General features: G+C 64.6%; 13 protein-coding genes. 8 read left to right on the top strand and 5 right to left on the bottom strand.

The window, feature by feature from the left end; genetic code table 11:
• Positions 1-4: 4 nt before the first annotated feature.
• The 3 genes from QA649_RS26175 to QA649_RS26165 all read right to left on the bottom strand — a co-directional run bounded on the left by QA649_RS26175 (position 5) and on the right by QA649_RS26165 (position 3,525).
• Positions 5-1,030, bottom strand: a complete 1,026-nt coding sequence (locus QA649_RS26175) for a polysaccharide deacetylase family protein (protein ID WP_283019717.1) — start codon at positions 1,028-1,030, stop codon at positions 5-7.
• Positions 1,031-1,197: 167 nt separating this feature from the next.
• Positions 1,198-1,767 (bottom strand): glutathione peroxidase, encoded by a 570-nt coding sequence (locus QA649_RS26170; protein WP_283019716.1) that lies wholly within the window; start codon positions 1,765-1,767, stop codon positions 1,198-1,200.
• A 147-nt stretch (positions 1,768-1,914) separates the two neighbouring features.
• Positions 1,915-3,525 (bottom strand): L,D-transpeptidase family protein, encoded by a 1,611-nt coding sequence (locus tag QA649_RS26165; RefSeq protein WP_283019715.1) that lies wholly within the window; start codon positions 3,523-3,525, stop codon positions 1,915-1,917.
• A 204-nt stretch (positions 3,526-3,729) separates the two neighbouring features.
• Here QA649_RS26165 and QA649_RS26160 point away from each other — a divergent pair, with 204 nt between their 5' ends.
• From QA649_RS26160 to QA649_RS26150, 3 genes are all read left to right on the top strand, one after another.
• A complete protein-coding gene (locus QA649_RS26160) occupies positions 3,730-4,278 on the top strand; it encodes a CreA family protein (RefSeq protein WP_283019714.1) in 549 nt (182 codons plus the stop codon).
• A 680-nt stretch (positions 4,279-4,958) separates the two neighbouring features.
• A complete protein-coding gene (locus QA649_RS26155) occupies positions 4,959-5,123 on the top strand; it encodes a hypothetical protein (protein ID WP_283019713.1) in 165 nt (54 codons plus the stop codon).
• A 34-nt stretch (positions 5,124-5,157) separates the two neighbouring features.
• Positions 5,158-5,520 (top strand): hypothetical protein, encoded by a 363-nt coding sequence (locus tag QA649_RS26150; protein WP_026312261.1) that lies wholly within the window; start codon positions 5,158-5,160, stop codon positions 5,518-5,520.
• 12 nt (positions 5,521-5,532) lie between these two features.
• Here QA649_RS26150 and QA649_RS26145 read toward each other — a convergent pair whose 3' ends face one another.
• Together QA649_RS26145 and QA649_RS26140 are read right to left on the bottom strand one after the other, a co-directional pair.
• On the bottom strand, positions 5,533-5,778 hold the full coding sequence (locus QA649_RS26145) for a DUF6719 family protein (RefSeq protein WP_283026100.1): 246 nt from the start codon (positions 5,776-5,778) through the stop codon (positions 5,533-5,535).
• A gap of 67 nt (positions 5,779-5,845) precedes the next feature.
• On the bottom strand, positions 5,846-7,315 hold the full coding sequence (locus tag QA649_RS26140) for a PLP-dependent aminotransferase family protein (protein ID WP_283019712.1): 1,470 nt from the start codon (positions 7,313-7,315) through the stop codon (positions 5,846-5,848).
• Positions 7,316-7,390: 75 nt separating this feature from the next.
• On the opposite strand from QA649_RS26140, the gene QA649_RS26135 reads away from it, so the two are divergent.
• From QA649_RS26135 to kynU, 5 genes are all read left to right on the top strand, one after another.
• The gene (locus QA649_RS26135; protein WP_283019711.1) at positions 7,391-8,116 is read left to right on the top strand and encodes a pyridoxamine 5'-phosphate oxidase family protein; all 726 of its coding nucleotides are present in this window, start codon (positions 7,391-7,393) and stop codon (positions 8,114-8,116) included.
• A gap of 53 nt (positions 8,117-8,169) precedes the next feature.
• A complete protein-coding gene (locus tag QA649_RS26130) occupies positions 8,170-9,447 on the top strand; it encodes an ArgE/DapE family deacylase (RefSeq protein ID WP_283019710.1) in 1,278 nt (425 codons plus the stop codon).
• 378 nt (positions 9,448-9,825) lie between these two features.
• Positions 9,826-10,635: an alpha/beta hydrolase gene (locus QA649_RS26125; RefSeq protein ID WP_283019709.1), complete on the top strand. Its 810-nt coding sequence runs from the start codon at positions 9,826-9,828 to the stop codon at positions 10,633-10,635.
• A 34-nt stretch (positions 10,636-10,669) separates the two neighbouring features.
• Positions 10,670-11,509 (top strand): tryptophan 2,3-dioxygenase, encoded by an 840-nt coding sequence (kynA, locus tag QA649_RS26120; protein WP_283019708.1) that lies wholly within the window; start codon positions 10,670-10,672, stop codon positions 11,507-11,509.
• A 19-nt stretch (positions 11,510-11,528) separates the two neighbouring features.
• Entirely contained in the window at positions 11,529-12,731 is a 1,203-nt protein-coding gene (gene kynU / locus QA649_RS26115; protein ID WP_283019707.1) for a kynureninase, read from the top strand.
• The last annotated feature ends 89 nt before the right edge of the window (positions 12,732-12,820 follow it).

Here is a 12,820-nt window from a genome sequence, read left to right as displayed (position 1 = left end):
ACGGCTATTCGGAAACGGTCGTCACCACGGAATTGACCGGGCGCTGGCTCACCGTCGGCAGCTTGACGTCCTTGAGCAGCTCCTGGTCGTATTCGGGCAGTGTCGATGCCGGGAATTTCGCGCGCATCGCCACCACCTTGTAGCCGCCGGCCTTCAGGCGCTTGAGCAACTCGGGCAGGGCTTCGGCGGTGTGCTTCTGGAAGTCGTGCATCAGGATGATGCCCTTGCCCTTGGCGTCGAGCTTCTTCATCACGGTCTCGATCACCTTCTCGGGCTTCGAGGCCTTGAAGTCGAAGGAGTCGATGTCGCAGGAGAAGATCGCGGTGTTTCGGTTGCCGAGATAGGTGACCATCTCCGGTGGATGCTGGAGCGCCGGGAAGCGGAAGAACGGCGAGGGCGAGATGCCGCCGAGCGCCCACTTCACCGCGGAAAGACCCTTCTCGATCTCTTCCTTGCGCTGCGCTTCGGTAAGCTTCTTGTTGTTGAGGTTGGCGTGCGACCAGGTGTGGGTGCCGACCGTGTGGCCGGCAGCATAGACCTGCTTCAGGATCTCCGGCTCGTAGGTGGCGTGCTTGCCGATCGAGAAGAAGATGCCGGTGGTGCATTCATCGGCGAGCGCCTTCAGCACGGCGGGCGTGTTCTTCGGCCAGGGACCGTCGTCGAAGGTCAGCACCACCTCCTTGTCGCGCAGGAAGTCGAGCTCCTTGAAGTGCTCGAAGCCGAAGCCCGGACCGCCCGTGGTGTCGATCTCGACGGTGCGGGCGACACCGAGCGCGCCTTGCGTGTTGCAGGCCGCGCGCGCCGGCTGCGGCGCCTGTTTCGGCGGGGGTGGATTGACGAAGCCTGCCGGCGCGGCGGCTGCTGCGGGTGCAGCTGCCGGAGCCGCAGCGGGTGCTGCGGCGGCCGGTGCCGCCGCCGGTGCGGCTTGGGTGGCGGCGGCGGGCTTGGCAGCCGGCGTCTGCGACCACGCCGCGCCCGTCATCGCTAGAGACATCGCGCTTGCCAAAATCAGTCCTGCCGCCACGCGCATGGTGTTGTCCCTCGAGATTGATCCCGTTGTTCGGCCGTGGCTTTTCACCTCCGGCCAAACCTTCCCGCCCCAAACGATCCTAGCCTAGATGGTGGGCCCTCGCCATTGCAACGGCTCTTTGGCGTCCCGCCACAATTGTGCCCAACCCGATTGGGCCCCGCGAAGTGTCAGCTGACGGCCAGCGTCTTGGCGACCGCCGTTTTGACCCGCGTGTCGGTCGGCTCGACCGCGGAGGGAAACACCTCCGCGATATAGCCGTCACGGCCGATCAGGTATTTGTGGAAGTTCCAGCGCGGAACTTCCCGCGGGCGCGCCTCGGCCGCCCATTTGTAGAACGGATGCGCCTTCGCGCCGATCACCACGGCCTTGGCCGCGATCGGGAAGGTAACGCCGTATTGGTGGTGCGCGGTCTCCGTGATCTCGCCAGCGCCGCCGGGCTCCTGGCTGCCGAAATCGTTGGAGGGTACGCCGATCACGGTGAGCCCGCGCTCGCGAAACTCGCCCCAGAGCTCCTGCAGGCCCGCATATTGCGGGGTGTAGCCGCAGAGCGACGCGGTATTGACCACCAGCAGCGGTTTGCCCGTGAAGGCGGCAAGACGGATGTCGTCGCCGGACAGTGCCGGGAAGCTGAAGGCATAGGCCGAGATTCGGCTCATGCCGCCCTCGGCATAGGCGCGCGTCATCGGCGCGGCTGCACCTGCAAGCGCCGCGATGAGCAGTGTCCTGCGATTCATCATGACGGTGTCCCCCGAAATGATCCGCGACGGATGTTACTCCACCGGCACAATCGGACCGCTCAACACCGCGTTATCGGGGGTGACGCGAACTTTTATTTTGACGCGTTTTCTTGACGCGAACCGGTGCCCACTTCGCTCGAAAACGCTTTAGTAGAGGCGGACGATGAAATCGGTGCCTTCGCCGGTCTCGCCCTGGTTGATGCCCTGGTCGGAGACGATGATCGAGCCGCCGGAGGTCAGCATCTCGTTGATCTTCGCCATGGTGTCAGCGGGGACCGAGATGCGATCGAGCGCCTCAGTCGGGCTGTCCGGCGTCACCACCGGCTTTGCGGCGACGGGGATCACGGCGGCGCCACCCTTGCGGCGCGCAACACGGCCGTCATCCTCGCGTGCGGCGGAGCGAGCGGTGACGGGCAGCGACACCACCGACCAATGCAGCGCATTGGAGTCGGCCTTGTCGATTTCGGCGGTGAAGACATGCGTGCCGAGCGGCCGGTCGCTCGCTGAGATCGTGACCGGTACCTCGAACAGCGGCGCAAAATTCTGCCGAACGTAGAGCTTGGAATCCTTGCGGCTGATGAAGACGGCGATCTGGCCGGCCCGCTTGGGGGTATCAGGCTTTGCGACCGGCGCGGGCTCGGCGAGGCGGGTCTCGTCCTTCTTCGCATCCGGCCCAGGCGACGCGGCCGTGACGGCGGCATCGGGCTTCTTGGCGGACTCGGCAGCTTCAGTCTTGGCCGTCTCGGACTTGGCCGCTTCTGACTTCGGCGTGTCAGACTTTGGTGTGGCGCTCTTGGCAGCCTCGACCTTGTCGTCGGTCGCCGCCGGAGCCTTGGGCTCTTGCGCGGCCTCGGCGGTCTTCGTCTCGGATGTCGCCTCGGTCTTAACCGCCGTCGCATCCGCTTCCGCGCGGGCCGGTGCATTGCCCGTCGTGATGTCCGACATGACAGTGTGGCCGACCGACGAGCGAAGCTCCAGCGCCGCTTCGGCGCTGGCCGTCTTGGTCTCGAGCGGCTTGGCTTCAGTGACCTTGGCGGCGGCGCCCTTGTCGGCCTTGTCGCCGACATTGGTCTGCGGCTCCAGGCTGGCCGCGGGCTGCGGCGGCACGCGCAACGAGGCGAGCAGCGGATGCTGGAAGCTGTGCGGTGTCATCTCGCCGGGGGAGACGATGACGCGCGCACCCATCTTGGTCCAGTTCCACATCTTCACTGCGAACGCCATCGGCATGCGGATGCAGCCGTGCGAGGCCGGATAACCCGGCAGCACGCCGGCATGCATGGCAACGCCGGACCAGGTGATCCGCTGCATGTACGGCATCGGCGCGCCGCTATAGATGTTGGAGTGGTGGAATTTGTGCTTCTGGATGACGCTGAAGACACCCATGGGCGTCGAATGGCCCTTCATGCCGGTCGACACCGGAGATTCGGCGAACACGCCGTTGGTGTCGTAGATCGTCACCTTCTGCCGGTCGATCGAGACGACGATGACGAGGGGACCTTGCGGCTTGCTGCCGGCTTCCTTCTCGGCGACGATCGCTTTCTTGCCCGCGGCGCCGCGCTTCTGCGGCGGCTTCTGGCGCGGAATGTCGGGATGCCGATCCTGCCGGGCGTAGTAGGACCCGTCGGAATAATCCGTCCAGTAGTAAAACGCTGCGTCAGCCTGGCTAGCCGTTCCGATCGCACCGGCCGCCGTCAAAATGGCGACCTGCCAAATCCGCGCTGGCTTGGCAGCAAAACCGGACACGTTCACGCTGTTCATCCTCGAATCCATAATCCAAATCATTAGTCTCGCAGAGGGGATACGCGTTCACCAGCAGAGCGGTTCTGCCATCAGCTACTTTTGTCCAAGACGTAGCAAAAAAGCCTCACGGACCGGTAAACGGCGGCCGTACCCGGCCTGCCGTCGTCTTCCTGACCGGCCAGCCGATGCCTACATTGCTGGGACTTGTTACCGGAGAACTTCATGTCATCTCGTTTCCCCGGTCTTTCCAGCATCCGCTTGAAAGGCCTCACTTTATTCCTCTTGGCCCTGGTCGTACCGCTGGCTTCCGCATCTGCCGCCGATGAGCCCGATCTGATCTTCCGCCGCTCCACCGTGTTCAAATGGATGAGCCCGAATGACAAGCTCGCGACCTATGGCCTCGACGACCCCGAGGTCGAGGGCGTCGCCTGTCATTTCACGGTGCCGGAGAAGGGCGGTTTCAAGGGCTGGCTCGGCCTTGCCGAGGAGGTCTCGGATGTCTCGCTGGCCTGCCGCCAGGTCGGCCCGATCAAGTTTAGGGGCAAGATGGAGCAGGGGGACGACATGTTCCGCCAGCGTCGCTCATTGTTCTTCAAGAAGATGCAGATCGTGCGCGGCTGCGACGCCAAGCGCAACGTGCTGGTCTACATGGTCTATTCGGACAAGCTGATCGAGGGCTCGCCGAAGAACTCGACCTCGACCGTGCCGATCATGCCGTGGGGACCGGCTGACGCCAACGTCCAGAAGTGCGGTGAATTTTTCACTCAGTAACGCACTTGCGTTCACTCCGGTGGCGCTCTTGCGTTCACTCAGTGACGCACTTGCGTTCACTCGGTGACGCGTTCGCGGCTGACGCGCGGTTTTGCCAGATGCGAGCCGGTCAGCCGCACGAACATCTGCGGCGCGGCTTCGAAGCCGCGGCTTGATTGCAGTGCCATTTCGTTCGCCGAAGTGGCGCTGCTGCGAACAGGTCGTTGATCCCCACGGTCCGTCCGCAGGTCTGCCTCGCGCGGCGTTGCGCGATCTTGCGCCATCATGATGGCTATTCCTCACGTGGATGCGCCCGGTGATCCCGGCGTCTCGGTTTCGATGGCTTGGGTCGCGGCCGAAGCGCCTCCGGTTCGATGGGACCCAGCCTTCGTTGGCTTCTCTTCAGCAGGAAAACGTAAAACGCATGTGAAGCGTGCAAGGCGGGCGCATGACGATGCCGGCGTCCGGTACCGTTGCGCACCGCCAGAGCGCCTTGCGAGGCCGCTTTGAGCTGCGGTGCAACGTGACTGAAATAATTGGCATTTTTCGAGAATTGTTTCGTCGCCTCGAGCGGGACGAAACAATTCGCACGCGGATGAAACCATTTTCCGCGTTTGGCGCATCACGCGCGAAACGGCCCATGGTTATCAGCTTCACAACGACGACGGCGCACTGCCGGCACGGAATTGAGGGACAAGACCATGCGCGCGCTCAGCTTTATCCTTGCTTTCGGCTTTGTGCTCGCCGGTTCCTCATTCGCGGGCATGCCCGACGGCAATCTCCCTGGCATCGGTACTTTCCAGTACACCGGCTCGCCGGTCGTGACGCCGGCGCCGCAGCCGATCGTTGTGGCCGCACGCTTCTGATCGCGAACGAAACAATCAGCCGGCAAAGGCCATCATGTTGCTTCGTTTCTGCGCCGCAGCGTTTATCGCCCTTCTGACGATCAATTCCGTGCAGGCGCAGGTGCGCGCGCCCTCGCGGCTGCCGGATCCACGCAGTGAATTCGTGCGCCAGTGCGCGCCGCGCATGCTGGGACGCTGGGAGCATCCGGAAGAAGTCTGCGGCTGCCTGCACGACCATGCCGCCGCTGTGGTCGAGGACCGCGATTTGCGCGAAGCGCTGCTGCGCGGCATCAGCGAGACGGGCGTGCCGACGATCGAGACCGATTGGGTGCCGACGTCAAAGCAAAGCGAGATCGGCCCGACCTTCACCAAGATCGCCAAGCCGACCTTGCAGTGCATGTTCGATCCGGCGAAGTAGCTTCTCAGCTCATCATTTTGTTTTCGGCCCTTGCCGCGGCACGCAGGAACTCGTGCGCGAGACGCCCTTGTCGGTCATCTTTGCGCCGCGCACTTCCTTGACCTGTCCGGCCGGGCAGGTTCCGTCGTCCACGAGCACGCGCTGGCCGAGCTTCAGATCCACGATGTCCTGCTCGCGTCCGATGGTGGCCGCGCGTGCCGTCGAGGCAAGCGCGATGGAGATCAGGAGCGAGAAGCAGGTCGCGTGGCGCAGCAGCATGATGTGAGGTCCCAGCATCGATGCCGCAATCTAGGGAGCGGCGGGCGATTCTCATAGTGAAGCTTCGTCACGCCCGGCGGGCCGACTTGCTCCTTGCGCCCAAGGCCGCGCGCGATTCCCGGGCGAGCCGCTCGGCGGATGCCACGAGCTGTGGGACCGCATGCCCGGAAAATCCCAGCACGAAGCCGGGTAGGGGCCGTGCGCGGGAATAGGTGTCGGCGAGCAGCCAGCCCTCCGCCCCGGCGGCCTGCTTGGCCGCTGCTGCGACCGACAGTTCAACCGATGGATCGAACCGGGCGACAAGATGCAGGCCCTGCGACGGCACCGGCACGGACAGCAAGCCGTCGGATGCGGCTTCCAGGGTCCCGGCCAGCGCATCGCGCGCCTCGCGATAGAGCTTTCGTACCCGCTTCAGGTTCGCGGCGAAGGCGCCGGAATTGAGCATGTCAGCCACCGCGCCTTCCATCAGCGTGCCGGGAAAGCGGTCGAGCGCGGCCCGCGCGGCGGTCACGTCGCCGATCAGGCGCTCGGGCAGGGCGCAATAACCGATGCGCAGGCCGGGAAACAGCGTCTTGGCGAACGTGCCCATGTAGATCACGCGCTGGAGGTGATCGATGCCGGCAAGCGACATCAGCGGCGCGCCGTCATAGCGGAACTCGCTGTCGTAATCGTCCTCCAGCACGAAGGCGCCGGCCTGCCTCGCCCAGTCCAGCAGCTCCAGCCGCCGCGGCATCGACATCTGCACGCCCAGCGGAAACTGATGCGACGGGGTCACATAGGCCGCGCGCGCGGACGGCGCCGCAGTACGTCCCTTGGCAATGCGCATGCCGTGCTCATCCACGGGGACGGCCACGGCCCGATAGCCGCAATGCGCGATGGTTTTTCGCGCGGCGGGGTAGCCAGGGTCCTCGCACCACACTTGATCGCCGGCCTTCAGGATCGCACTGAGCACGATGCGCAGTGCGTGCAGCGTGCCCGAGGTCAGCATGATCTGATCGGGATCGCAGCGCAGGCCGCGCGCCGACAGCAGGTGGTCGGCAATCGCAGCACGCAGCTCGCGGCTGCCGCGGGGATCGCCATAGTGCAGGTGCTCCGACCCGAATGCGCGCATGCGGCGGCCGACGAAAGCGCGAAAACGCTGCACGGCGCGCTCGTCGATATGGGTGCAGCCGAGTGCGAACGCGCCTTGCCGGGGCGCTTCGACTGTTACCTTTGGCTTCTTCGGCCCAGTCGCGCGCGCCGGAATCCGCGCGGCGACGAAGGTGCCGGAGCCGACGGTTGCATCGGCAAAGCCGTCGGCGATCAGGCGCTCATAGGCGGTGACGACGGCGTTGCGTCGAAACCCCGTTTGCGCCGCCAGCGTCCGCGACGGCGGCAGCGGCTCGCCGGGCTTGACGAGGCCGGCAACGATCATCTCGCACAGCGCCTGGTACAGCCGGTGCGCGGCGGAGGCGCCAGCCGTGATGTGCGCCCCGGTAAGATCGAGCGGCAGCTCGGCTTTGGTGGGCGCGGGAGAATTGGTTGGAATTTTTCGCATGGAATTGGCACTATCGCAGACCAAATCGGCCGCTACAACTGGTCTGGAATTGTTCCAAGCCCGACAGGAGTGGCCGTGAGCCAGACCGAGAGCCAAAATTCCTATCCGACGTCAACGCGCAACCAGGTCAAGCGCCGTCACGACCGCGGCTTCTACGATCACGACACGGTTCATCGCATCCTGGATTCCTCGATGCTCTGCCACGTCTCCTATGTGATCGACGGCCAGCCCTATTGCACGCCGACCTTCTTCTGGCGCGAGGGGACGAGGCTCTATTGGCACGGTTCGAGCGCGAGCCGCATGTTGCGTAACCAGACCAAAGGCGAGCGCGTCTGCCTGACGGTTGCCCACCTCGATAGCCTCGTGCTGGCGCGCTGCGGCTTCAACCACTCCGCCGATTATCGCGCAGTCATGGCGTTCGGCACCGCCTATCTCGTCACCGATCCCGAGGAAAAGGAGCGCGCGGTGATCGCCATGGTCGACCGCTTCTTCCCGGATCGCACCGCGAGCCTGCGGGCGAGCAGCACGCAGGAGATCAAGGCAACCTCCTTCATCGCCATGGAGATCGAGGAAGCCTCGGCAAAGATCCGCGCCAAGGGCGTTGCGGACGACGACGAGGATTATGCGTTGCCGATCTATGCCGAGCGGATCCCTGTGCGCACCGTGCTCGGCGCGCCGGAACCTTGCGCGCGCCTGCTCGACGGCGTGAGCCGGCCAGCGACGCTCAATGGCTATTCGGAAGGCCGACTGCTCGAAGATGCATTGCGGGATGCATATTTTGTGGAGTACCCGAACGGCTGAAATCGGCTAGCTTGCGCGCTCCTAGGGATCATTGAAGTGCCAGGAGTTGCCTGATGAATGCCGATACGCAGCAGAGGATTCTCGACGCCGTCGATGCCGGTTTCGAAGCCCAGCTTGCGACCACACGTGATTTCGTCGCGATCCCCTCGACCCGCGGGGCGGAGGGACCGTGCCAGGACATGATCGGCGACCTCTTGCGCGAGCGCGGCTATGAGGTCGATGACTGGCACATCAATGTCGACGATCTCAAGGATCTGCGCGGCTTCGGCCCGATCGAGCACGATTTCTCCAAGGCGCGCTCGGTGGTGGGCACCTACCGTCCGCAAACGAACGGCGGCAAATCGCTGATCCTCCAGGGCCACTGCGACGTGGTGCCTGCGGGGCCTCTGGAGCTGTGGGACACGCCGCCGTTCTCGCCCGTCATCAAGGACGGCAAGATGTTCGGTCGCGGCGCCTGCGACATGAAGTCGGGCACCATCGGCGCGCTCTATGCGCTCGATGCGATCAAGGCGGCGGGCTTGAAGCCGACCGCGCGGATCCATTTCCAGTCCGTGATCGAGGAGGAGAGCACCGGCGTCGGCGCGCTCTCGACGCTGCAGCGCGGCTATCGCGCGGATGCCTGCTTCATCCCGGAGCCGACCGGCGGCAAGATGGTGCGCTCGCAGGTCGGCGTGATCTGGTTTCGGCTACGCGTAAAGGGCCATCCCACCCATGTCGCCTTTGCCGGATCGGGCTCCAATGCGATCATGGCGGCCTACCATCTCGTCCATGCCCTGCAAAAGCTCGAGATCGAATGGAACGAGCGGGCCAAGGCCGATCGTCATTTCAAGACGCTGAACCATCCCATCAACTTCAACCCCGGCATCATCAAGGGCGGCGACTGGGCGTCCAGCGTTCCGGCCTGGTGCGACGTCGACTGCCGTATCGCGATCCTGCCGGGCTGGTCGGTCGCCGATCACCAGAAGGAGATCGCGGCCTGTGTCGCCGCCGCCTCGCGCAATCACCGCTTCCTCGCCAACAATCCGCCGCAGATCGAATGGTCGGGCTTCTTGTCGGAAGGCTATGAGCTGACCGACGCGGCGGAGCCAGAGGCTGCGTTCGGCAAGGCCTTCAACAAGGTCTATTGCGGCATGCCGGAGGATCTCGTCTTCACCGCGCTGACCGATACCCGCTTCTACGGCCTGAACCACGGCATCCCCAGCCTCTGCTTCGGCGCCAGCGGCGGCGAGATGCACGGCTTCAACGAGTATGTTGAGCTGGACTCGCTGAAGAAGACGACCAAGGCGATGGCCTTGTTCATCGCGGAATGGTGCGGGGTGGAGAAGGCGTAGGCCTCTCCGCCGTCATTGCGAGGAGCCCTTGCGACGAAGCAATCCAGGCTGCCAATGCGGAAGGCAGACTGGATTGCTTCGCTGCGCTCGCAATGACGGATGATAGTCCTCTAGGGTGGGCAAAGGCGCCCTTGCGCCGTGCCCACGAGTTCTATCCGACATGACCAGGTGCGTGGGCACGCTTCGCTTTGCCCACCCTACGGTATCTCAGCTGGGGCAACCTTTGCCCAATCCACCGGCTCCCCCAAATCCTTTAAGCTTAAAATAAAGACTAGGATGCCGGCCGCGCCGGTGGCAGACTGGCGCCCGGCTTGTCCGCCGTAGCTCGAAGAGCGAAGGCGGATTCGCAGGGCCTTGAGTCCGCCGAGGGAAGTCACGATGCGCGATTGGGATGATGCTTACGCCAATTCGGCCCATATCCCGGGCTCGGACAAGATGCCGGCACAATGGGCAGAGCGGGCGGCAGCCTACCGTGCTGGACTGAAGGATTTTCGCGCCGACATCGCCTATGGCTCCGGTGAGCGCCAGACGCTCGACCTGATCCTGCCTGACGGCGACAGCAAGGGCCTCGTCGTGTTCGTCCATGGCGGCTACTGGATGCGTTTCGACAAGTCGACCTGGACGGATCTGGCCGAAGGCGCGCGGCATCATGGCTGGACCGTGGCGCTGCCGGGCTACACGCTGGCGCCAGCCGCGCGCATCTCCGACATGACAGCCGAAATCACCGCCGCGATCGCCAAGGCCGCCTCGCTCGTTTCCGGCCCGATCCGGCTTGCCGGGCATTCGGCCGGCGGCCATCTCGTCACCCGCATGCTGTGCGACGACAGCCGGCTCGAACCTGCCGTCTTCAACCGCATCGCCGGCACGCTCTCGATCAGCGGCCTGCATGATCTGCGGCCGCTGCTCAAGACGAAGATGAACGACACGCTGCGTATGACCATGGAGGAGGCGACGCTGGAAAGCGCGGCGCTGCATCTGCCGCGCGGCCATTCGCCCGTGACCGCCTGGGTCGGCGGTGGCGAGCGACCCGAATTCATCCGCCAGTCCGACCTGCTGGCCAATGTCTGGACCGGTTTCGACGTGCAGACGCACCTCGTGATCGAGCCTGCGCTGAACCATTTCACCGTGATCGACGGGCTCAAGGATCCGTCGTCGCAGATCACCGCGCGCCTGATCGGCCTCGATTGAGCGGGCCGGGAATGATCGATCGGGAGGGCCAGCCATGACGTCCAGCGATTACGATCCCTCAAGCGAAGGCGCCGAGACCGATTTCGCAAAGCGCATGTCCTATGGCGACTATCTCGCGCTCGATGCGATCCTCGGCGCGCAGCACCCGCTGTCGGAGGCGCATGACGAGATGCTGTTCATCATCCAGCATCAGACCACGGAGCTGTGGATGCGGCTTGCCATCCACGAGCTCAGCGCCGCACGCCGCGCCATCGCCAAAGACGAGGTTGCCCCTGCGATGAAGATGCTGGCGCGGATGTCGCGGATCTTCGAGCAGCTCAACAACGCCTGGGACGTGCTGCGGACCATGACGCCGAGCGAGTACACACGTTTCCGCTCGCAGCTCGGCCAGTCCTCGGGCTTCCAGTCCCGCCAGTACCGGCTGATCGAATTTTTGCTGGGCAATCGCAACCATGCGATGCTGAAGCCGCACGCGCACGATGTGGAAACGACAAAACTGCTCGAATCTGAGCTGGCGACCCCAAGCCTCTATGACGAGGTGCTCAGGCTCGCCGACCGCAACGGGTTGAAGATGCCGGCGGCGGTCTTGGCGCGCGATGTCCGCGAGACCCACAGCTTCAACGAAGGTGTGCTGCAAGCCTGGCGTATCGTCTATGAGGCGCCGGAGACGCACTGGATGCTCTATGAGCTTGCCGAGAAGCTGGTCGATTTCGAGGATTATTTCCGGCGCTGGCGCTTCAACCACGTGACCACTGTCGAGCGCGTCATCGGTTTCAAGCGGGGCACGGGCGGAACCGGCGGCGTCAGTTATCTCAAGCGCATGCTGGAGGTCGAGCTGTTTCCCGAGCTCTGGCGCGTCCGTACCATTCTGTAGAAATGTCCAAGAAATGTCTATGACCAGATATCGCGTCTATGACGACACCAAGGCCCTGTTCCATCTGCCTGACGGCGTGATCTATCTCGATGGCAACTCGCTCGGCGCGCTGCCGCTTGGCGTCGCCGAGCGCGTCAATCGCGTCATCACGACCGAGTGGGGCAATGAGCTGATCCGCGCCTGGAATACAGCGGGCTGGTACGCGCAGCCGCGTCATGTCGGCGATCGCATCGCCCGGCTGATCGGCGCGGAAGCCGGCTCGGTGATGGTCGGCGACACGCTGTCGCTGAAGGTCTACCAGGCGCTGGCGGCGGCGCTCGACATGAACGCATCGCGCAAGGTCGTATTGTCGGACACCGGCAATTTCCCGACCGATCTCTACATGGCCGAGGGCCTGATCGCGACGCTCGGGCGCGGCCATCAATTGCGCCTGGTGGCACCGGAGGAGATCGAGGCGTCGTTGTCAGAGGAGATCGCGGTTCTCTACATTACCGAGGTCGACTATCGCACCGGCCGCCGCCACGACATGGCGAAGCTGACGGCGAAAGCGCATGCGCTCGGCATCGTCACGGTCTGGGATCTCGCCCATTCGGCCGGCGCGCTGCCGGTCGAGCTCGCCGGCTGCGGCGCCGATTTTGCCGCGGGCTGCACCTACAAATACATCAACGCCGGCCCCGGCGCGCCGGCCTTCCTCTACGTCGCGCCGCGCCACGCCGATACTGCGCGCGCGGCGCTGTCGGGCTGGATGGGGCATGCCAAGCCGTTTGCATTCGAGCTCGCTTATGCAGCCGCCGGCGGCGTCGAGCGCATGCGCGTCGGCACGCCGCCGGTGCTGGCGATGGCGGCACTGGAGGCTTCGCTCGACATCTGGGACCGCGTCGACATCGCCGAGGTCCGCGCGCGATCACTGGCGCTCGGCGATCTCCTGATTGCGGAAGTCGAACGCCGCTGCCCGCAGCTCAAGGTCGTCACGCCGCGCGAACACGAGCGCCGCGGCTCGCAGGTCTCGTTCGCCTTCGACGGCGGTTACGCCGCCATGCAGGCCCTGATCGCCCGCGGCGTCATCGGCGATTTCCGCGCGCCCGATATCATGCGGTTCGGCCTCACGCCGCTGTATATCGGCGAGAGCGAGATCATGAGGGCAGCCGAGATCATCGAGGACGTGATCGCAGGCGAGGTGTGGCGGCGGCCGGAATATCAGGTCGTGAACGCCGTGACGTGAGCAACGGTGCCCGCCTAGCCGTCATTGCGAGGAGCTCTCGCGACGAAGCAATCCAGGATCCTTCCGCGGAGGCACTCTGGATTGCTTCG

Origin of the sequence: Bradyrhizobium sp. CB1717 (genome assembly GCF_029714325.1) — a bacterium.
GTDB lineage: Bacteria > Pseudomonadota > Alphaproteobacteria > Rhizobiales > Xanthobacteraceae > Bradyrhizobium.
This window is presented reverse-complemented; position numbering and strand designations above follow the sequence as displayed.